The organism is Methanoregula formicica SMSP (assembly GCF_000327485.1).
Lineage (GTDB): Archaea > Halobacteriota > Methanomicrobia > Methanomicrobiales > Methanospirillaceae > Methanoregula > Methanoregula formicica.
This window is the reverse complement of sequence record NC_019943.1, coordinates 428,651-451,337: the sequence shown is the minus strand read 5'-3', so window position 1 is coordinate 451,337 and position 22,687 is coordinate 428,651. Positions and strand designations below refer to the sequence as shown.

The 22,687-nt window shown below is 41.2% G+C and carries 19 protein-coding genes; 13 read left to right on the top strand and 6 right to left on the bottom strand.

Annotated features, from left to right (window positions below):
- Window positions 1–3 precede the first annotated feature (3 nt).
- Both METFOR_RS02245 and METFOR_RS02240 read right to left on the bottom strand, forming a co-directional pair.
- Window positions 4–1,158, bottom strand: coding sequence for a glycosyltransferase family 4 protein (locus METFOR_RS02245; protein ID WP_015284484.1), 1,155 nt, complete (start codon window positions 1,156–1,158; stop codon window positions 4–6).
- On the bottom strand, window positions 1,151–2,308 hold the full coding sequence (locus METFOR_RS02240; protein ID WP_015284483.1) for a glycosyltransferase family 2 protein: 1,158 nt from the start codon (window positions 2,306–2,308) through the stop codon (window positions 1,151–1,153). Before METFOR_RS02240 ends, METFOR_RS02245 begins: the two co-directional genes overlap by 8 nt.
- Before the next feature lie 188 nt (window positions 2,309–2,496).
- Between METFOR_RS02240 and METFOR_RS02235 the strand changes: the two genes are divergently transcribed.
- The 12 genes from METFOR_RS02235 (at window position 2,497) to METFOR_RS02180 (ending at window position 15,614) form a co-directional block, all read left to right on the top strand.
- Window positions 2,497–3,537 carry a hypothetical protein gene (locus METFOR_RS02235; RefSeq protein ID WP_015284482.1) on the top strand — a complete coding sequence of 347 codons (1,041 nt, stop codon included), beginning with the start codon at window positions 2,497–2,499 and terminating at the stop codon, window positions 3,535–3,537.
- 112 nt (window positions 3,538–3,649) lie between these two features.
- The gene (locus METFOR_RS02230) at window positions 3,650–4,429 is read left to right on the top strand and encodes an ABC transporter permease (protein WP_015284481.1); all 780 of its coding nucleotides are present in this window, start codon (window positions 3,650–3,652) and stop codon (window positions 4,427–4,429) included.
- Complete coding sequence (locus tag METFOR_RS02225; protein ID WP_015284480.1) at window positions 4,429–5,163, top strand: ABC transporter ATP-binding protein; 735 nt, start codon at window positions 4,429–4,431, stop codon at window positions 5,161–5,163. The genes METFOR_RS02230 and METFOR_RS02225 overlap by 1 nt, the downstream gene beginning before the upstream one ends.
- Window position 5,164: 1 nt before the next feature.
- Window positions 5,165–6,388, top strand: coding sequence for a nucleotide sugar dehydrogenase (locus tag METFOR_RS02220; RefSeq protein ID WP_052310738.1), 1,224 nt, complete (start codon window positions 5,165–5,167; stop codon window positions 6,386–6,388).
- 1 nt (window position 6,389) lies between these two features.
- Window positions 6,390–7,190, top strand: coding sequence for a class I SAM-dependent methyltransferase (locus METFOR_RS02215; protein WP_015284478.1), 801 nt, complete (start codon window positions 6,390–6,392; stop codon window positions 7,188–7,190).
- Between the two features lie 4 nt (window positions 7,191–7,194).
- A complete protein-coding gene (locus METFOR_RS02210; RefSeq protein WP_015284477.1) occupies window positions 7,195–8,307 on the top strand; it encodes a DegT/DnrJ/EryC1/StrS family aminotransferase in 1,113 nt (370 codons plus the stop codon).
- Window positions 8,308–8,311: 4 nt separating this feature from the next.
- Window positions 8,312–9,148, top strand: coding sequence for a glycosyltransferase (locus tag METFOR_RS02205; RefSeq protein ID WP_015284476.1), 837 nt, complete (start codon window positions 8,312–8,314; stop codon window positions 9,146–9,148).
- A 1-nt stretch (window position 9,149) separates the two neighbouring features.
- Window positions 9,150–10,133 (top strand): NAD-dependent epimerase/dehydratase family protein, encoded by a 984-nt coding sequence (locus METFOR_RS02200; protein WP_015284475.1) that lies wholly within the window; start codon window positions 9,150–9,152, stop codon window positions 10,131–10,133.
- 23 nt (window positions 10,134–10,156) lie between these two features.
- Window positions 10,157–11,404, top strand: coding sequence for a class I SAM-dependent methyltransferase (locus tag METFOR_RS02195; RefSeq protein ID WP_015284474.1), 1,248 nt, complete (start codon window positions 10,157–10,159; stop codon window positions 11,402–11,404).
- An 81-nt stretch (window positions 11,405–11,485) separates the two neighbouring features.
- Window positions 11,486–13,273 carry a glycosyltransferase family 39 protein gene (locus tag METFOR_RS02190; protein WP_015284473.1) on the top strand — a complete coding sequence of 596 codons (1,788 nt, stop codon included), beginning with the start codon at window positions 11,486–11,488 and terminating at the stop codon, window positions 13,271–13,273.
- 78 nt (window positions 13,274–13,351) lie between these two features.
- Entirely contained in the window at window positions 13,352–14,341 is a 990-nt protein-coding gene (locus METFOR_RS02185; RefSeq protein WP_048110758.1) for a lysylphosphatidylglycerol synthase transmembrane domain-containing protein, read from the top strand.
- A gap of 253 nt (window positions 14,342–14,594) precedes the next feature.
- A complete protein-coding gene (locus tag METFOR_RS02180; protein ID WP_015284471.1) occupies window positions 14,595–15,614 on the top strand; it encodes a sulfotransferase domain-containing protein in 1,020 nt (339 codons plus the stop codon).
- A 1,384-nt stretch (window positions 15,615–16,998) separates the two neighbouring features.
- Here METFOR_RS02180 and METFOR_RS02175 read toward each other — a convergent pair.
- Together METFOR_RS02175 and METFOR_RS02170 are read right to left on the bottom strand one after the other, a co-directional pair.
- On the bottom strand, window positions 16,999–18,504 hold the full coding sequence (locus tag METFOR_RS02175) for a class I SAM-dependent methyltransferase (protein ID WP_015284470.1): 1,506 nt from the start codon (window positions 18,502–18,504) through the stop codon (window positions 16,999–17,001).
- 54 nt (window positions 18,505–18,558) lie between these two features.
- On the bottom strand, window positions 18,559–19,521 hold the full coding sequence (locus METFOR_RS02170) for a hypothetical protein (protein ID WP_048110757.1): 963 nt from the start codon (window positions 19,519–19,521) through the stop codon (window positions 18,559–18,561).
- Between the two features lie 226 nt (window positions 19,522–19,747).
- Here METFOR_RS02170 and METFOR_RS02165 point away from each other — a divergent pair, with 226 nt between their 5' ends.
- Complete coding sequence (locus METFOR_RS02165; protein WP_148277570.1) at window positions 19,748–20,560, top strand: class I SAM-dependent methyltransferase; 813 nt, start codon at window positions 19,748–19,750, stop codon at window positions 20,558–20,560.
- Between the two features lie 187 nt (window positions 20,561–20,747).
- Here the strand turns inward: METFOR_RS02165 and METFOR_RS02160 are convergent, their stop codons facing one another.
- Together METFOR_RS02160 and METFOR_RS02155 are read right to left on the bottom strand one after the other, a co-directional pair.
- Window positions 20,748–22,121 carry a UDP-glucose dehydrogenase family protein gene (locus tag METFOR_RS02160; protein WP_015284467.1) on the bottom strand — a complete coding sequence of 458 codons (1,374 nt, stop codon included), beginning with the start codon at window positions 22,119–22,121 and terminating at the stop codon, window positions 20,748–20,750.
- Window positions 22,122–22,129: 8 nt separating this feature from the next.
- Entirely contained in the window at window positions 22,130–22,681 is a 552-nt protein-coding gene (locus METFOR_RS02155; protein ID WP_015284466.1) for an NUDIX hydrolase, read from the bottom strand.
- Window positions 22,682–22,687: the final 6 nt, after the last annotated feature.

The following is a 22,687-nucleotide window of genomic DNA, read 5'->3' as shown; positions in this document are numbered from 1 at the left end:
CGGTCATGCTGCCCGTTTTTTTGCGATTGACTGGTAATACCGTTCAGCCTTAGCGACGATATGGTCCCAATCGTAGGCCTCGGCTGAGGCCTTACAGGCGTCTTGCATCAGTTCATGGTTGCAGAGCGCGTTGCGGATACCCTGCGCAAGATCTTCCGGAGAAGGAGAACAGACAAATCCATTTTCTTCAGAGATCAGATCGCAGACTGCATTTGCCGGGTGCCTGATTGTTACAACAGGGAGACCGCAGCCAAGTGCCTCCAGGGCGGCAATCCCGAATCCTTCCCGCGATGAGGGGAGGACGAACACTTTGGCTGCTTTCATCTTTGCGATGACCTCGTCATGGTCCTGGATAAAGCCGTACATCCTCACGTGCTTCTCCAGGGATAAGTTCGTCACCTGTGTTGCAATCGCATTCCGTTCCGGGCCATCACCGATGATTGTTAACCTGATACCCGGGAACTCTTTGACAAGGAGATGAATCGCCTGTACAAGGAGATCTGCATTCTTCTCCCGGATAAGCCGCCCAACAAAGATAATGTCTGTTGACTCTTGTGCCGGAGTAATGGCGTTCAGGTGCCGGATATCGATCCCGTTGGGCAAGAGGGCGTCCGACTGCCGGCCGAATTCTTTCCTGAACCGGGATGAAGTTGTCGGAGAGACCGAGATAACCGGAGATTTGAGCGAGGCGACAAACCGTTCGACTGCCTTTCCCAGAACCCCTATAGATCCGAGGTATTCCCTCCAGTAATCCCCCCAGACTTCATGCCAGGTGATCACTGACGGTATCTTTCTTATAGTTGATACAAGCCTGACCGTGATCGCAGGAAAGAATGGGAATTGCTGGCAGTCGATGATATCCACTCTCGCGCTGGAAAGGGAAAGTGCGAGATGCACGGTGACGTCCAGTGCCTCCCGCTTTGTCCGTCTCCCATGAGAATAGAGTGGTTGTGCCGCGCAGATGCCATGGATAATGACCCCCTCTTTTTTCAGGATGTCGTCCCCATCCCAGTACTTCATCCCAAAGATGTGGACTTCGTGGCCACGGGCTGCAAGTCTTCGCGAAAGTTCCCACACTCGTTTCTCCACGCCACCTTTCACGTACGGGTAGATGACATCGTAGACGAAGGCGATCTTCATCCGGTCCGGTTCAGGCATGGCCGTTGTTCTCGTTTAAGAGCATCATACTCTGAAATACCGCGAAGAGGAAGACCTGGATGCCGGTGGTAATCAGGACAAGCGAGATAATTGCCGTTGAGATCTGGGAAAGAACACCGAAGTTGATGGTTATCCAGTGGATAAAAATATTAATTCCGAAAATGATACCCGCGAGCGAAAGAAGAATCCCGGCAAGGATGAACTTTTCCAGGTTATGGTAATTCATGATGACTTCGATGATACCGGCTTTCTTCTCATAACCATGGATGATTGAGTAAGTCTTCATGAGAAAGCCGGTCAGGATAACCTGAAGACCACCCATGAAGAAGATTGCCCCAAGGATAAAGGTATGGAGGTGGGATGATTCGACTTCCCCTTGAGAATAAAAGAATCCCATCAACAGGATCCCCATCAGGGAAAAAAGAAGTCCGGGTATTGCTACGAAAGGAAGGGGCTTCATGAGCAGCACGAACCGGATATGCCGCCACCCGTCTGCGAAACTATGGAGTTTCGACGGGGTACGCCGGGGATAGTAATCGATGGGCACTTCCACGATCGTTAGCTGCTCCTTTGCGGCCATCACGAGCATCTCAGAAGCAAATTCCATTCCGCCGGTCCGGAGGTTGAGCTGGTCCAGGGCATTACGTGTTATCGCTCGGAATCCGCTGTGTGTGTCGGAGAATCGGGTGCCGAAGATGACATTTACCATCCACGTCAAAACCGGGTTTCCGATGTAGCGGTGGAGCGGGGCCATGGCTCCCTTATGGATAACACCCTTGAACCGCGAGCCGATGACAAAATCCGCACCTGCCTCAAGCGGAGCGATAAGTTTGGAGATGTCGGAGAAATCATAGGTATTATCGGCATCACCGATGACAATGTAGCGGCCTTTCGCGTGGGCGAATCCGGCAAGGTATGCATTGCCATAACCGGGTTTTTCCGGGCGAATGACAATTGCACCGAGCGATTGTGCGATCTCTGCGGTGCGGTCAGTTGAGGAATCGGCGACGATGATCTCGCCATCGATAGTATTGTCATGGAATACGGTCTGGATCTTGCGGATACACTCGCCGATGGTGAGCTCTTCGTTGAGGGCGGGGAGGATGACGGATACTGCATACCGGTATCTTATTTCAGACCGTGAATCCATGTTTGTCCTAATGGGGTCTTTTTCCGGGAATATTAAAGGTAAGGGATGGTTTCTGACTAACTGTTGTTCCGGCTCTGGTATTCTTAAATGACGCCAGTATCATTCAGATGCGTCAATCCAAGCTGCCCTGATTCTAGCCACACCGAACACAATGTTAATCCCCCGATCAACAGAAATATTACGGAAACATGCCTGCAAATGCCCCTTACCTGAGTATCGTGGCAGTATCTCGCAATGATGACCATGGCGGGAAACTATTGCAGCGTATGCAGATATTCATCGATTGCATCAGCGAGCAGGTAAGCAGATACCAATTCCCGGTGGAACTCATCATCGTTGAATGGAATCCACCTGTAGATCGTCTGCCGCTCGAACAAGCATTATCATGGCCAAAACCATCGGATTATCTTTCGATTCGGATTATTACGGTCCCACCAGAAGTCCATAAAAAATTCCAGCATGCGGATGTTCTCCCCCTTTTCCAGATGATCGGGAAAAATGTGGGTATCCGCAGGGCAAAAGGCAGGTTCGTCCTTGCCACTAACATCGATATAATATTCTCTGATGAACTGATCCGGTTTCTCTCACAAAAAAAGCTGGAGCCGGGAATTTTTTACCGTGTTGACAGAATTGATGTTGACTCAGCAATTCCTCCCGGTGCAATGATCGAGGAAAAACTCACCTACTGCCGGACTCACGTAATCCGGATCAATTCAAGGTATTATTTGACCAGCATGGTCAACATCCGCGGCGTTATTTCCGATGTGATAAAAAATCCTGCCCTGTTGAGATATTACTGCCGGAATTTCCTATATAAACTGAAGACCCCCTGCCTGCACTATAATGCCTGCGGGGATTTCACCCTTATGGCAAAGGAGGACTGGGTGGCATTGCGGGGATACCCGGAACTGGAAATGTATTCCCTGCATATCGACAGTCTGTTCCTCATGGTAGCATATTTTTCAGGATTTCGAGAGACTGCCCTTATTCCGCCTTTGGTGGCGTATCACATTGAACACAGTATCGGCTCCGGAATCACACCAGGTGCCGGCCAAAGGGCTCTTTTCCAGCGATTGGATCAGGTGCATATTCCATTCCTTACATGGAGGGAGTGTGTTGAGATCGCATTGCAATACCGGGATCAAATTCGTAAAAACAAAGGGAAAAATGGATATAACCTAGAGAATTGGGGTATTTTTGATCAGGCACTCTTGGAATCAAAAATATAGGGTAATATTTTTGGTTTTTGTGTAATTCATTTCTAGGAATATTATCAGTGTTTTTAAATCTAAATCAAAACGTTGAGTAAGATATAAGACAATAACTGTATATTGGTGAAAAATGGATATTGACCATTTTAAAGATCTCTATTATCATCGCAATCTTATCTGGATGATTGCATGGGGAGATTTCAAGTGGAGGTACAAGAATTCCATTCTCGGTTACTTCTGGTCTCTGTTGGAACCACTCGTAATGTTTGTTATCCTGTATATCGTTTTCAGCAACCTGATGAAAGTTCAGGTAGAATATTACCAGCTCTTTCTCCTGTTGGGGATCATCATGTGGAATTTCTTTGTTAAGGCAACCAATCTGGGTCTCACGGCAATTGTGGGGAAACCAAGCCTTGTCCAGAAAGTCTATTTTCCCCGGGAGATCCTTGTTATTTCCGCGTGTATTACGGCGATGCTCCAGAGTCTCTTCGAATCGTTGATTTTTATTATTTTCATGATTGCCCTCCATATCCCGTTATCGTGGAACATTCTTTACCTGCCACCGATTCTTGCGATATTCTTCATTCTCACGCTTGGAACCGCACTTGCTATTTCTGCATTGAACGTTTTTTACAGAGACATCCAGTTCATCTGGGCTGTTGTCCTCCAGGCAGGTTTTTTTATTACACCCATCCTTTATCCGCTCAGTATTTTTCCCCAGTCAATACAGTATATCTTCCGGTTAAATCCCATTGGCCAGATCATTATTACCTCTCGTGACTGTATTCTCTATTCCTATGCCCCGTTCCCGTTATCGCTTGCCTATGCCGGTGTTGCTTCCGGTCTCATCCTTGTTATCGGCTATATAATATTCCTTAGACTTGAACCACGGTTCGCGGAGGAGATGTGATGGACGTTATTAAAGTCGAACGGCTCTCCAAAGAATTCCGTATCCCCCATGAGAAACGGGATACGCTGTTTGCTGCATTGACCGGTCTTATGCGTCCAACCAGCTACGAGACCTTCGCAGCCCTCAAAGAGGTCAGTTTTTCTGTCGAAGAAGGAGAGATGTTCGGAGTTATCGGCCAGAACGGGAGTGGAAAGAGCACACTCCTGAAGATCCTTTCTCGCATTATTCGTCCTTCATCAGGAAAGGTTGAGGTCCGGAAGACGATTACTCCATTCCTCGAACTCGGGGTCGGGTTCCAGTATGACTTCTCCGCAGTAGAGAACATCGAAATGTATGGTACAATTATGGGGCTTTCACGGAGAGAGATTGAGAACCGGATCGAGGACATCTTAGTTTTTGCCGGCCTTGAACGATTCAGGGATGCGAAACTGAAAAGATTTTCATCGGGCATGCAGGTCAGGCTGGCATTTGCAACAGCGGTGCAAACCCACCCCGAAATTCTGCTGCTTGATGAAGTACTTGCTGTCGGAGACTTGGAGTTCCAGAAAAAATGCTTGGATATTCTTGATACTTTCAAGAATGAAGGGGTGACTATCGTCTTTGTATCCCATGACCTTGAGGCTGTAAAGAAGCACTGCAGTAGAGCGCTCCTGCTGGACTATGGGGTGCCGGTAGTGACGGGGGAGACAAGAGAAGTAATCGACTATTATCGTGGTTCATTACAAAAACGGTAATATGATGAAACTCCAAGCTATTGAGGGAACATTAATGCACTTCTCAAACGACATCTGCATCATAGGTGGAGCGGGGCATGTCGGCTTACCCCTCGGGATCACGTTTGCCAATATCGGTAAACGGGTTGTCCTGTATGACGTAAATTCGAAAGTTATTGAGAGTATCCGTCAGGGAAACATGCCGTTCATTGAATATGATGCAGAACCTATATTAAAAAAGGTAATTAATAAAACTCTTTTCTTGACGTCCGATATCAATCAGATAAAAACCGCTCAATATATCATCGTTGCAATTGGCACTCCGGTCGATGAATACCTGAATCCAAAACTGAAAGCACTTATCGATCTGTTTATCCAGATGCGCCCATACATTTCCCCGGAACAGACCATTATCATCCGAAGTACTGTTTACCCAAGGACCTGCGGTCAGATACTCAATACATTATCAAAAGATGCGAGCGGGCCTTGGCATATCGCATATTGTCCGGAACGTATCATCCAAGGATATGCTATCCGTGAACTACGGGAGCTGCCTCAGCTCGTTGCCGGGCTTAGTGATAAAGCACTGAACGATGCAAGCCAGTTATTTGGACAAATCTCTCCAAAAATCATTCAGGTCTCAATAGAAGAGGCTGAATTGGCAAAATTGTTCACAAATGCCTGGAGATATATTCAGTTTGCCATGGCAAATCAATTCTATATGATCTCAGCAGGATTTGATGTTGATTTTAACAAAGTCCGCCGGGCAATCGTTGACGGATACGGCAGGGCATATGGCCTGCCATCTGCGGGATTTGCTGCAGGGCCTTGTCTTCTGAAGGATACCCTGCAGCTTGCTGCTTTTAATAATAATAATTTTCTCCTCGGCCATGCAGCTATGACCGTAAATGAAGGTCTGCCGGGATTCATTGTTGAGCAATTACGCGCAAAATACGATTTGAGCAAGAAGAAAGTAGGCATTCTTGGTATGACTTTCAAAGCGGATATAGACGATACACGAGATTCGCTTTCTTACAAGCTCGGGAAAATCTTGCGGTTTTATGGGGCGGAAGTGCTGTATTCCGACGAATTCGCAAAAGATCCCACATTCATAAACAAGGAAGAGTTAGTACGTTCTTCCGATATCATTATTGTCGGGGTACCTCATACTGCGTATAAAACTTTGAAAGTTCCAAAATCTGCTGAAGTCGTGGATTTATGGAGGATCCTTCCGGAGGGACACTGATATGACCGATCGCGCGAAAATTGATGAATATTGGGAGATGCCAAACACGGTCTCACTATTGGATAAAAATCTAAGAAAACTTGAGACAGATTTTGTTTTATCGCATCTGAGTTCTAACGACGAATTGGCAGATCTTGGTTGTGGGGGCGGTGAATCCACAATTCATTATGCAAAAAAAGTCAAATCGTGTTTGGCATTAGAGCATTCAAACCAATTGAGATCAATAGCAAAAAAGCGATTCAAATCAGAAAAACTTAAAAATATCTCACTTGTTGATGGAGATATTCTTGATTTATCTGCCTATTCAGGGAAATTTAATGTTGTCGTTACTCAGCGCGTTTTAATAAATTTTTTGTCGTGGGATGAGCAAAAACAAATAATAGATAATATCTGGAGTACTCTTCGTCCGGGTGGACGATATATTATGGTTGAAAATACATTTGAGGGATTTGAGGAATTAAATGCCGTAAGGCGTGGTGTTAATTTGCCAAACATCCCTCTGCATGACTGGCACAATTACTTTTTACATTATGACAAATTCATAGATTATATCGAAGATAAATTTGTGATAGAGACAACACACACATTCAATTTATATTATTTATTGACTAGAGTTTTTTTGAATATGTTCGCGAATTTTGAGGGTTATGGATCTCTCGCGAAAAAAGATAGGATATTTGATATCGCAGATGTTGCAGCTCGTGAGTTGCACGAAAAATATGGTAATAAAATTACAATACAAGTGAATAAGGGTGACTCCTTCGGTCCTATTCAAGGTTTTGTACTACGGCGAATGGGGTGATAATATGAAAAACGGGCGAGGGAAGGATCGAGATTATCCATGGTGGTCACCCCAAGTTACCCCGAAAGAGTACGAATTAGTGAGAGAAGTACTTGACAGTAATTATCTGAATGAGGGGGATTATACAACCCGTTTTGAAAATGAAATTGCGCAATTACTTGGAGTTAAACATGCAATTGCTGTTACAAGTGGTACATCAGCATTATTTCTTGCACTTGCAGCATTGGGAATTGGACCTTCCGATGAAGTCATAGTGCCAGATGTAACATTTATTGCAACTGCCAATGCAGTAAAATTGACCGGAGCCATACCAGTTCTCGTTGACATTGATCCGGATACACTTACCATATCACCTGGGGCTGTTGAATCTGCCATAACCCAAAGAACACGCGCAATTATTCCAGTTCATGTGAGCGGGAGGGCTGCAGATCTCAACGCAATTATGTCAATTGCGAAAAAATATGACCTTTTTATCGTTGAAGATGCCGCCGAAGCTTTCATGTCTTCAATTGACGGGAAGTATCTGGGAACTTTTGGAAACGCCGGATGTTTTTCATTTTCTCCCAATAAAACGATCTCAACAGGGCAGGGTGGGATGATCGTTACTAATGATGATGATCTCCACATTATCCTTCGTCAACTAAAAGACCAAGGTCGTCCGAAAAGGGGGACGGGCGGAGATGACATTCATTATTCCGTTGGTTATAATTTCAAGTTGACAAACCTGCAGGCTGCAATCGGGTTGGGACAACTGTCTGTTTTACATAATCGACTACAACGACAAAAAGAGATTTATACAATTTATTCAGATCATTTTGAAAATTCATCTAATGTATCAATTATCGGATTTAAGATAAATCGGGGAGAAATTCCCTTATGGACAGATGCAATCATAGAAAGACGTGACGTGGTGGAATCGTATCTCCAGAAAATGGGAATTCACTGCAGAAAATTCTGGTACCCGATTCACACACAAAAGCCGTATTTTCAGAATGATGCACTGTTTTCTCAAAGCACTCAGTTAATGTCCAAAGCTATGTGGCTTCCATCTGCATTTATCTTGGAAGACACTGATGTCGAATATGTATGTAACCAGATAAAGCGTTTTTTTGGATAACCATATGACTGTCTCACAAACCACTTCCCTTAATAGCCAGGATATTCATTATTTGGCCAGTGAGAATTCGGTGAAATTATCGATTTTATTACCGGTAAGAAATGAGGGGGCAAATATTCCGGTTACAGTAAAAATGCTGAATTTATTTGTGTCCTGTTCTCAGGAGATCATTATCATATATGATTTTCCCGAGGATAACAGTGTCCCCGTTGTTAATAACTTAATAAAGCAGTATCCCAATATCACATTGCTTCAAAATACCCAAGGAGCTGGAGTATTGAATGCCGTCAGGACGGGTATCCGTGAATCTCATGGAAAGTACATTCTGATATATCCAGCAGATGAAATATTACCAATATTTGCGATAAATGACATGATACTTCTGCTTGACGAAGGATGTGATTTTATCAATTGTACCCGGTATTCTTATGGCGGGAAACGATTAGGAGGAAATCTGATCAGTGGGATTATATCAAGGTTAGGAAATAAAACATTTACATTTCTTGCAGGATCTGACCTTTCAGATGCCACAACCGGAATTAAAATGTTCAGAAAATCAGTTTTTCCGCTTTTTTCATTTGAATTCGCGCCAATTGGATGGGCATTTGCATTTGAAATGTCTGTAAAAGCGCAATTGCTTGATTTAAAATTAGGAGAAGTCCCTTTAACTTCAATAGACCGCTTGATTGGAGGGGTGTCAACTCAAAATTTTAAAAAATGGTTCATCCAATATTTCAGACTATATATGTGGGGCATTTTGAAGTTACGATTCAGGAATCGGTCAAATGATGTGTACAAAATAATAAGGAGACCGTACCCTAAGAATAATATGGAGAAATGATATGCCAAAATTTTATCTTGTAACCGGAGGCACAGGATTTATTGGTAGTGCCTTAGTTCATCGGCTAATTAAAAAAGGCCTGAACGTTCGTGTATTTGATAACAATTCTCGGGGATCATTTAACAGGTTGAACGATATAACAGACAAAATAGATTTTTTCGAAGGAGATATCCGGGATAAAAGAACTGTGAATAGAGCGATGGAAGATATCGATTCTGTTATCCATCTGGCATTCGTCAATGGTACGGAATTCTTCTATACAAAACCAGAATTTGTCTTGGATGTCGGGGTCAAAGGCATAACCAACATTCTGGATGCCTGCCAGGAAAAAAATGTCAGGGAACTGGTTCTTGCATCTAGCTCCGAAGTATATCAGACACCCCCGATATACCCCACAAATGAGTCCGTCCCACTCTCCATTCCGGACCCCCTAAATCCGCGATATTCATATGCAGCTGGGAAAATAATCAGTGAGATTATGGCAATCAATTTCGGGAGAAAATTTTTTGACCGGGTAATAATCTTCCGCCCCCATAATGTGTACGGCCCTGACATGGGTTGGGAACATGTTATTCCCCAGTTTGCTGTCCGGATAAAGCAATTACTGAATAATTCATCTGAAAAAACTATTAGGTTCCCTGTTCAGGGAAACGGATCCGACACACGATCCTTCATTTTCATTGAGGACTTTATTTCCGGGCTGGAATTAATACTTGACAAAGGAAAACATCTGGAGATCTACCATATCGGTACTCAGGAGGAGATTTCCATCGCGAACCTTGCAAATATGGTTGCAGATTATTACAATCAGAATATTTGTATTGTACCTGGCCAAGCCGCCTTAGGGGGAACACAGAGACGTTGCCCGGATATCTCTAAAATGCGATCATTAGGATTCCATCCCAAATATTCACTCAAAGAAGGACTATCACAAACATTGAAATGGTACGATTCAGCTTCAGTAATTGCCGATTCAAAAACATAATTCAGTATATATGGTGTGAAAAAATGGTTCAAAAAAATGAATATACCAGTAAAGTTGTCGAAGAGTGTCAGATCTGTAAAAATCCACATCTGGAATCAGTCTTGTTTCTGGGATATCTGCCCCCGGTTAACGAACTTCACCCGATCGGACAACAGCCTCACGAACAACCTTCATATCCGGCAGAATTACTGTGTTGCTCGCAATGTCACCTGGTACAGTTGGGTCTGATTGTGAATCCAAAGATATTATTCCCCAAAGAATATCCATATACCAGCAGCACGACAAAAATTCTCCGTGATAATTTTGCCGAATTGTACGATGAATGCAAGACAATCGTTCCTTTAACCAAGGACGATCTCATAGTCGATATTGGATCAAACGATGGAAACCTTTTGAACAACTTTAAGGACAATCACAAGGTCCTAGGAATAACACCGGAAGAGATTGGAAAGATTGCAATCTCCCGTGGAATTCCCACAATCATTGATTATTTTTCTCCTGATGTTGTCAACAAAGTGATTTCAGAACACGGTAAGGCAAAAATCGTAACAGCTACAAACGTCTTTGCCCATATCGATGATGTCAATGAAATTACCGAACTTATCAAGAAAATGATAACACCAGATGGCATATTCATTTCGGAATCACATTACCTGATATCACTTATCGAGACATTACAGTACGACACAATTTACCACGAACATTTGCGGTATTATTCTCTCCACAGTCTCCAGTACCTCCTGAACAAACACGGATTTGAAATTATCCATGCAAAGAGGATACCTACGCACGGCGGTTCAATCCGCGTTTATGCTGCTCACATAGGAGAATATGATGTAAAACCCTCTGTCAAGACATTGCTCGATGCAGAACAAAAGATGGGATTTACTGTTGATCGATTGAGGCAGTTCAAGAATGATATCATTATTTCAAAATTGCAGCTGTACGAACTTTTGTTAACCATTAAAAAATCAGGTAAAAGAATCTATGGGATTAGCGCTCCATCAAGGGCAAGTACTCTCATCAATTATACTGGGCTTGATGATGGGATAATTGATGCCGTTGTCGAGATCAAAGGTTCCCATAAGATCGGAAAATATATCCCGGGAACATTAATACCAATCCTTGATGAGTCATTCATCTTTGAGAACCAACCGGAATTCGTAGTCATCTTCTCTTGGCATATTGCAGATGAGTTAATCCCGAAACTCAAGGAAAAGGGATATCTGGGGAAATTTATTATTCCGCTACCACAACCGAAAATTATTTGAGTTCGACAATGTTTGATTTATTCAAATTTTTTCAATAACAAAATCAATAGTGTTTTATTTTGGCTTCACTAACGTGAATTAATGCGGTTAGATAAAATAATAAAAGGAATTAAAGATTTTAGCCCAGACTTGTTAATTATTATATCTCCATTATTTATCTTTTGTCTTACTGCACCACAAAAGTGGTTATTTACTGAAGTTGGACCACTTGATCCTTGGATGTTTTTACGAAAATTCATTTTTTATACAAGCGGATTCATCAATGATTACAAAGATTGCCGTTTGCCATGGATTATTCCGGGGCATATCAGTTATTCCTTGTTTGGTCCTCTCACCGGGCACTATGTCATCCTTTTATTATTATTGTGCGGGACAACGATCTGCGTATATTTTTTAATGAGAAACTTATTCAATAGAAATGTTGCCATCATCAGTTCAGTCTTTATCAGTTGTTACCCATTTGCTCATGGATCAGGGGGGTGGCTTTACCATAATACTCCCTTGTTATTTTATTATTGTCTCGGTTTTCTTGCTATTACCTTGGCAACAACAAATCGAAATAGGACATGCTGGTTATTTGTTTCAGGTGCAGCGTTTGTAAGTGCTCTCCATCTCGATCCATTTTTCATATTTCCGGTAATTTTTGCGGTGGGACATTACATTATTCTACATAAAATACGTTTGAAAACATATCCCTCTGTGATATCATTCATTTGGATTGGTATTGGCTCTGTAGGCATTACAGCAATTTATTCGATTGTTAACTACGTTTATGGCGGGTTGTTTTTATTTTTTATACCTCAATTAAATTATATTATATACTTATCAAAAGGAAATGTATGGTATCCATCAGACAATAGCTGGATCTTAACGGCAAATCACCTTGCATTTCCGATTTTATTTTCAATTCTTGGATTAGTGATACTTATATATTATATTAAAAACATTAAAAAAATACAAAATCAAAAAACCATAATCGCTATCAGTATAATACTACAATTTCTTATCCTTTTTGGTATTTTAGCATATTTCACATTCGTATGGAAACAAACAGTTTTAACGCACGATTACCCAGCCTTCAGAATAATTGGCCCAATGCTGATAGCCATTGGTAGTATATTATATTTAACTATAAAAAATATCAAGACATATGGAGGATATTTTCTACCACTATGTACAATAATAATTTTTACAATTCCCATGGTTTTTTTAACGGGACCGTTCATTAGTTCAATTCAAGGTGCCTTTTCAGATATTTTTCCGAAAATCAGCTGGCTACTACCGGTTCTTATTGGATTTGCTAGTTTTGCTGGTTTTTATCTTATAAAAGGAAAAACATGGGCAATAATTATTCTGCTGATCGGACTGAGCCTCGCGAATTGTCTGCTAATTGCGCCATTTTCAAATAATTATTACTGGAACCAAAAATGCGCTGTTAATAAGGATTTCCATGTTGTTTTTTCTGAAACAACAGAATACATGATGAATATCGATCCTTCTCGGGAGGCATTATATTGGACGGACATCAACGACAATCTCCCGATCTGTGCTGATTGCTCGGCAATTCCAACACCGCCGATAGTAGACAGCCTCGTTTCAGCTGTAGATTCACATTGGTATGGACATTACCTTTCTGATACCGGAGCACAACCAACACAGAATATTGAAAATATTTCAGGAGATATTATAACAAAGCTGAAAACAGATCAAAAAATTGTGATTATCTCTTCAATTCAAAATAATTCAATTAATCAACAAAGAATAATCGCTAAGTATGCAAAACATGGAATTTCACTGAAAATCACCGCCGAAAAAAGGATTAATTACGGTAAAATTGCTTATAATTTAAGCGTTTTGAAAGCTGGGTAAGATATCCTTTTAACAACAAAATTTGAATAGTTGTATGATTGTTTGCTCATTGAGATTTATAAGGCGTGGGGGAAATAATTGAGATCATATATAAAGTTATTAATTCCCTATATAATTAGTATAATTGCCATCTGGCTGATACTAAGACAGATTCAAATTGTTGACATATTCCCCGTCCTTGCAACGGCAAATATATTTTTTCTGGTTTTATCAATATTTTTTTTAATTTGCTCGATGTGGGCGATATCCCGAAGATGGGTTTTACTAATCGATTCTGATAGTGTTCAAAAAAAGGATGCATTTTCAGCAGTCTGGATCGGGTACTTGGGAAATGCGATCTTACCGTTCCGTTTAGGGGAAATTATCCGCAGTTATTTCCTGTCAAAAAAATCGTGCATCTCTATAGTCCAGTTATTAACAACAATTATCATTGAAAAATTATTTGATATATGTTTCTTATTGGGATTATTTTTTGTAATTAGTTTATTTTTGCCTCTTCCGTCTTGGATTATTTTCTCCGGTAAATTGATTGCAGGACTCGTTTTAATACTCATTATCTGCCTGATTTTAATTTATAAATCAAAAAAATCCTTCCAGGATGTCTGTCTGAAAATTTTTTCCAAACTCCCCCTTGGGAAATTTAGACAGTATATTGAGCCATGTAGCAACTCATTTATCTTGGGATTCAAAGTGTTCAACAATCCTTTCCGGTTTATTCAAATCACACTCTGGACATTGATCATCTGGTCTTTTGCCTTTTTATTGAATTCCTGTATTCTCTGGAGCCTTGGGATAGACACCTGGCTTCCATTGTCATTTATGACACTAGTGGTAAATAATCTCGGAATGGTGATACCTTCGATGCCAAGTAATATTGGAGTATATCATTATCTCGCGATTGTCACATTATCAATATTTAACATAAATCCTGTAACGGCATTGAGCTATGCAATCCTGTCGCATATTATCAATTTTGGTTCGTTTATCATCGGAGGACTGATTGCACTAATTATTAATCGTGAAGATATCGGTAGTTTTTTCAGAGAAGCACTGGAGGCTGAAAAATAGTGGTTTTTCAATAAAATAGATTCCTAATATACTGTTAAATTACTTGTAAAATACCACGATAACCAAAAGTCCGGTTGTTACGTTATAGACAATGAATATGATTCCTTAGCAATTCGTCAATTAATCTAAGTCACCCACCATTTCATATCGTAAAGGTTTTCTACAGATGATAATTTTTATATATTGATCTCCGCGATTTAGATAATTGATTACGATTATTAGTTACAATTGTGTATAGCAGAGGGTGATAATTATGGATCTTTTAATAAAAACTGATACCAAAAAAATGATTTTAAAAGAAAAAAACCAAAAAACGATTTATTTTGATTACAACAACGCGGATTTTGATTTTGATCATTTTTTAAATAAATGGCTGGATTTACTTTATTATATTAAAAATGATAAATTATTAGAACATAATTATAAGATTTATTTGAAATACATTGCTGCCACTAAAAGTGGATCGGTATTATCTAAAATATATTATAAATTTTATCTTGATTTAAATAAGGGATTTAATTTATCTCGCATAAGAGAATATGACAAAGTTTCAAATAAAAATTTAAAGATTCATTTATGGCATATCGCCGCCCCAAAAAGTGGATCAACATGGCTGACTCAAATCCTCCAAAATCTTCTACAATGGAATGTTTGTCCATTGATGCTTATTCATGATAGAAGAGAACATGAGATCAGTATAGTTAATCTGATTCACGCTGTTATGCAGGATTACTGTTTCTCTCCTCATCAACATTGTCGATATTCAGAAGCAACACTGAAGATAATAAACAAATTGGAAATAAAACCGATTTTGCAATATAGGAATATTTACGATACGGTTGTCAGTTTTTACGATCATTGTGAAAAAATGTTGAATTTCCCAATGGCATATATGGATGAAAATAATTGGAAATCACTTAATGAAAATGAAAGGATGGATTTCGTTATCGATTTAATTGTTCCGTGGTATTTCAATTTTTATGCAGGATGGTTTTCTTCAGATTTAGTAAAAGAAGGAAAGATCTTATTGATATCATATGAAAGCCTCTTATCTAATCCCTATAACGAAGTAAAAAAAATAATTGACTGGATTGGAATACAGAAAAGCGATGAGGAGATTAACTCCGCAATTTTTTCAACAAAGGACCAATTTACTATGAAAAACGTTGGGATCGTAGGTAGAGGAACGGTGTTAACCATTGAACAAAAACAAAGAATTAAAAAAATGGCAAGTTACTATCCAAAGATTGACTTTTCCTCCCTTGGGATTTGAATGATGGATTTATAGATACTGTAGTATTCCTCAATAAGAATTAGGAATGATTGTGCAGAGAACAATCTAGAGTGATTTAATAGATTGACTTTGATTTCCGTGATCTGGAATCGATAATTTCGATCTTTCTGGACTTCATCGAACTTTTTTTAATTGAGAATATCGTTTAATGATGGTTCTCTGGTGTTTTCTGTCATCATCGAACGACAGAACGAACCGTCTCCGATTGTATCATAAGGTCCGTTTCAGTTTTTTGTTTCTGATTGGAATGAAGGAACAAGAGTTGTGGGTCTCATGAATTAATTCACAGAATCTCTTCGGAATCGTATTCTTTGTTCATGACATAGAGATTAAAACACCTAGTTTAGTGACATTGTTTGAGGAGTCTTTTCAACGTGAGGAATGTTATGCACTGGATGATGGATGATTTTCAGACCTATAATAATCTGGTGATCCGTATTGACGGAAATAAATGACTTCAGGAGCATTTATACTTGGTTCCCGATTCTCTATGAAAAGTAGTGGCTGGCTTATAAGCTGATGAATCCTGATGAATCGATAATGGTACAGGATATTTTCTCTCCCAAGTCATTATTTTCTCTCCCAAGTCATATTACAACATTTTCGTAGGCCGATTCTGTAAGTGGTAAATGTGGCGATGGTTGATTCAACAAACCTGGTACATCGGTTTGCTGACACGTTTCTACTTCCTTCGTCGTAGGTAGCATAACGATGTAAGGTTGTACTATAACAGATAATTGTATGGTCTGATTTTTACTTCTGTGAGTTGAGTAGTTCTAGAGGTCCCATGCAATTGTGTTTAAAGAAAGTTATATCTTCATGATTTCTCCAATATTAATAATGCATCTTTGAGAGAAAGGAATTGATTTGTAAAAGTGATTTCTTTCAGCATTATGATTTCAGATCTTTTTTAAACAATTACATTAATTGAATCGCATAAGGGATTGTATTTTTATTCCGATAGTGCGCTTAATAAACTGTTTTAAAGATAGTAGATGCATGAGCGTTTTTGTCAAAATTACAAATTTCTTCGCTCTGTAGAAAACCATTTTACTAATATACGAAACAGATCCCGATCGTAGTTACCTTCGAATTCATTTTTCCGGAAATACTTGGATTGCCGGGATCGCGGGAAAATTTTTGATATTTATTAGAACGAAAGAGATTGCACGCTCAAATTTCGTTAACATCTCATCCATATGTCCATTGAAAAAAAATCACATGAAATAAGTTAAGTAATGTACATCATTTTCGATTAAATCGTACTGGTATGATATGGTAGAAAATACAGTTTAATCGTCAGGAATATACTTTCCTGCTTAGCGATTTCTGATAATCCATTTGTCATATCTTAATTACGTACTTATATTATCGGTTCAAGTCTTCCTTGAGATTGCGGAATATCAGGAATAAGGGTAGGATGACAAAGCACACGCTTTGATGCTACAAAAACACAACGTGTGTTTATAAATTCTTCTCTGTTTGCAGGCCAGATTATGGGGTAATCCGAATGAGCAGGCTGAGTACGAGTACAATATACGTAAGGATAGTATTTTTTTAATTCCTGCATAATCCAATCCCGTGCTGGTCTACATTTGATTTCATTGAATGGCTTATCTTCCCCTTGATCATCTGCATATACACTATTAATATTCCCATTATCCAATGAATTCACACAAGTTTCCAATAAAAAGAGATCTTTGCAATTTTTCGATAGTTCTTTAAGACATTGTGATGGATTCTCAAGCTGATGTAATGTTCCATAACAATACACAATATTGAATTTCCCAAATTTTACATGACTGTTGGAACAATTCAGATCTACGATATCCACAAAGCCTTTCCTATCTGGGCGGCGACGTAAATATTCTGCCACGTTTTCTGGACGGGAATCTGTCGAGTGAATCGTACATCCAAGTTTTTCGAAAAAGCAGGTATCTTTCCCGATGCCACATCCAACTTCAAGAACGGATTTATATGAAAGATCTAAGCCGAGTGATGCCAAGTGATCCTGCCGTGCCTGAATAATCGCAAGAGATTCTTGCTTATTAAAAAAATCAAACCATTTTTTGGTTAATTCCAGAATCATCCTTTTTTTCTTTCGGATTAAACCGAAAGGACGCAAGCCGGTATAATCCATGGGCATAACGCGAGGATAATTCCAGATATACTGATCATCTATCTCCGCTTTATGCTCATTAGTAAATCGATGAAATGACTCCAATGTCTGGCCCGCCCAGGAAAAAATCTTTCCATAAGTTTTTTCATCATGCAGATCATCGCAAATTATAAGCCCGCCATCACGAAGCAACTGCCAGACCGTAACAAAATCATTATACAATCCGTCGTCCGTGTGTTTTCCATCAACAAAAATGACATCAAACTCATAGTGCGTTAAAAGACGGACAAGATCGGGTATATCATACCATTTGCGAATTTCTACACCAAAATTCTCATTATCCCCAACCACTCCTGGCTGGCTGTTGGCACGATAGAACCGTATCCGGTTAAGAGGGATCTTCCTGTGACAGCACCATTGGTGAATCCGTGTACGTGCAAAATCAATATTATTCTGGGAAAAACCTAATTGCTCTCCATAAATTCCGAGATCGAGGGAAACGAATAACTCGATATTAGGGGATGCCTTCAGCATAGTTGCAGCACTTAAACCAAACGCCGTACCTAATTCCAGAATTCGTCGCGGTTTTTCACGATTCGCGATTTTATACAAACAGTTGTAATAATTCGCGTGATTGGAATTGATATTGGATACCCATGGGTGACCATCGGTCAAATCAAATTCCTCAAATAATTCAATATTGGATAAAGATTTTTCTAATTCGATTGTTTTACATGTTTCAGCAATCATATAATTTCGTTCCTGTAAGCAAATCGTTATTGATACACATCAACCACTACCTTATCATCGGATTATCGTTTCGGGCAATGCCCGATCTCCAAGGCCCCAAGATGGTTTATTATTCCCAATAATGGTCTTGGTAGGATCTCGAGTATGTCTTAGGTCACGGGCATATTGGAGTAGATCTTCCCAAACAAGATAGGGTATGCTATCACTTTTAAGCCGCTCGAACAATTTCTGCTCGCCTCCTCCTGGAGTCCAACCAGAACCGGAACTATGCTCGATATGATAGATCTCCATCGGCGAACGAAGATCTATCTCACGAATCCCGGAATAGTGCCCAAGTATTAAGATTATACTATCTATATGAAAAGAATACATTTCGAGTTCGGCATATCCACCAAGGGAGATCCAATTTTTTTTTGCCATACACGCGAAATCGCCACAGGCATTAGAATGGATTAATGGATAACCATCTGATAAAAAAACCTTTATTCGAGAGACAAAATCCTGGGTGCGCTTAACAAAAACCGGAATTGCACCCTTTAACTCTCTATAATCATACGTACCATATTTTTTATTATACCTTATGATATTTTTACCACACAACGAAAGGAGGTTATCTTTTGCACGCCTCATTAAAACACAGGTGTCCACATCCACACGATCAACACGATAATGGCAGCCTTCCTTAAGTTTCTTTTTGGATATAAATTGAATTAATTCATCAGAGAAAAGAATATCAATATTTGTCGCAAGGATAAACCTTCCTTTTGCTCGGATTATTCCCACATTCTTCCCAATCATTTGGAAGATCGGCATTTTGTCTGCATGCTTGAAGGTAGCGTGGATTTCCGGAGAGACGGTGACAATGCGGGTAACCATATATTCACGTTCCACGGGCCAAGAAAGAGCTTCCTTCAGACTCGCCTTATCAGGAAGAGGATTCCATTCAACAATAATCAATTCCGTTTTTAATTTATATTGGTTGCACTGTTCATAGAGTGAATCAACAAACAACTGCATTCGCTGAAGGAGATTACCTCCATGATCATCATTCCTTGAAACGACGACGATACTTAGATAGGGATCTCTCTTCGTCATTAGAACTCTCAATAAAATTCATCATTATATCTGAATTATGCGTCATTAAATTTTCCCACGATTAATTTTATATCGTCTAATGGAACTGCGACACACATATTACTAGTCAATTCAAGAAATATACCCTGTCATTGAAAAAAATTATTCATTGAACACGGAGAACTATTGGAGGGTATTGATGTCTATTTTGGATAAAAACCAACTTTTTAAAAACAGATCGCCAAAATGGGAACGACCTTTTGAAACCTTAAGAGAAAAGTGGGGTGAGATCCCAACAACGAGAGATGGAAGGATGAAAACAACGGAACTTCTCAAGTTATCAGATAAAGATCTCCTTAAGGAATGGTCCCGCGGCAAGCTCAGTCGAACGACGGATACAGAATTTGACATCCGGGGGTGGTATCATGTTTTGTATTCAGATATATTAAAAGGAAAGAAGGTAATGGATGTTGGCAGCGGTTTTGCTTTTGATGGTATTACTTATGCACAGAATGGAGCAAAGGTAACGTTTGTTGATATAGTTGAGGACAACCTCCGTGTTGTCAGACGTCTCTGTGAATTCCTTGAGCTTGCTAATGTTGAATTTCTTTTCCTTAAGGATATCGATTCATTAAAAGATTTAGATTATGACTACGATGTTATCTATGCCGCAGGTTCATTGCATCATGCCCCCTCATCGGTTATCAAACCGGAAGCTATGGAGTTGTTGAAACATCTGAGGTGTGGGGGGAGGTGGATTCAGCTCGCATACCCATACACCCGGTGGTTAAAAGAAGGAGAATTGCCTTTCAACAAATGGGGTGAAAAAACAGATGGCTTCGGTACCCCATGGGCCGAGTGGTATGATATCCCCAAGCTCTTAAAATTGCTTGAACCAGCAAAATTTGATGTCGTTTTATGCAAAGAATTCAACAACAGTGATTGTATCTGGTTCGATCTTATTTATCGGGGTAGAGATTGAAAATACTCTATCGACTCAATCCATCTTTCAGCGTTTTCTTCCGAATTAAAAAAGGGTAAAACTATTCCTTTTCTTTAACGTCTATTCATGATAGAAAAACCAAAACATTTCATTTTTTTTGCAAAAAAAATCTACTGAGACTATAATAAAATCAGGAAAAGAGTGTAGAGATTTAATAATTGCATTGTTATGCATCCCTCCACATCATCTCCAGCACATTTTCCGCATCCCGGATCCTGCTCCCCTGCCCGACCGGTACATACCGAATCCCGGGCTTACCGGATAACTCACCCGCAAGCACCCTCCAGAAATCCACGACCAGCATATCCTCTTTCCCCTTGCGGAAATCACCGAGTTTTAACGCAGTGAACGCAGGATCCGGCGTGGTGATGAGAACGGCATCGGCACCTGCGATACAGTCCTGCACGGACTCCTTGATCTGGATATCATCCCCGAGCATATGCCTGGCATTGTCATTTGCCAGCGGATCATAACCGGTTACCGTATAATTCTGCTTGGAAAGGGCCTGCGCAAGGAGAATCCCCTGCGACTCTTCAACAACGCAGGAATATGGCTTATAGGACAGGCCAAGGACAGCAACGGTGGACCCCGAGGGGATATGACGGGAGATCTTTTCCACAAACCGGGCCGGGATCGTGCGGTTGAACCGGTCGGTGGCTTCTGCGATCTCATTGCGTACACCAAGTTCACGGGCAAGGAAACTTACGGCGACATTATCCCGCGGGAAGCAGGGGCCGCCAAAACCGAGCCCGCCAGTGAGATATTTCCGCCCGATCCTCCTGTCAAGGCCAATGGCATCGCTCACGGCATCGACATCCCCGCCGGGAATCTTCTCGCAAAGTTCGGTCAGGATGTTTGCAAAGGTGATCTTCATCGTAACATACGAGTTGAGGGAGACCTTTGCCAGCTCGGCATTTTCAATGCTCATCCGTTTGCACGGAGGATGGTTCTCCATGATTTTTTCATAATATGATTCGAGAGTCTCGCCGGATTTTCTATCGAATTCTCCGACAAGCAGGAAGTCCGGGTTGAGGAAATCACGGATGACACTGCCAAGGGCGATAAACTCCGGGCTGTAGCAGAGGCCAAAATCCTTCCCGCATTTTTTCCCGGACTCCTGTTCCAGGAGGGGAAGAAGCCCGTAGCGTGTGGCACCGGGAAGGACCGTACTCGTCAGCACAACCGTGTGGTATCCTTTCTTCTCTTTCAGGGCCTTGCCGATAGCCCTGAAAGCGGTTGCAGCATACTTGATCGAGAACGCACCGTTCTTATCGCTCGGGGTGGGAACAATGACAAACGTAATATCGGACTTCATGACCGCGTCCCGGTGCTCGAGGGTTGCCGACAGCCTCTGCCGGTTACGATCGATATACTCCTGCAGGGTTGTTTCCTGGACCGGTGCCTTGCCGGCGTTCAAATTCTCAACGGCAGCCCGGGAGACGTCCACACCGATAACGTCAAAACCCCGGTCCGCCATGGCCGCTGCCATGCTCGCTCCGAGTTTTCCCAGCCCTACAACCGATATCGTTTTCCCGACCATCGCAACCACTATGTTCCTATATTTTTTACTTCCAATAAACCTAAAGCTATGCCAATCGCGGCCCCAAGCGTTGCGACTTCCCCTCCTGCCAGCAGTGCCGGCAGGTCGCTGAGAGGTATCTCTTCCAGGACGATCGTCTCAAGATCATCGGGGTCGGCATCCTGCTGGCGGGTGAGCCCGGTAGCAAAGGCCACATGGGCATGGCCGCATCCCCGGTTGCCGTCCACAACATAACTGCCCAGAAGCCGGACTGACTCCGCCCGGTAACCGGTCTCTTCAAGAAGTTCCCGCCGTGCGGCATCTACTGGCGATTCCTCGTTCTCAACATAGCCGGCTGGCAGCCCGAGATTGATCTTTTTCGCGCCGTGTTTATAGTGGCGGATTGCCAGGATCGTATCCGGTCTCACCAGAGCAAAAACGACAACAAAGTCCGGCTGGTCGATTGTGTAATAGTCATCCACAATTGTGCCATTTTCCAGTCGGACGGCCTCACGGTGGAGTTTCAGGTAAGGACTGGCATCAACCAGTAAATTCCGGTCGATAACATCCCAGGATTTCATAAAAAA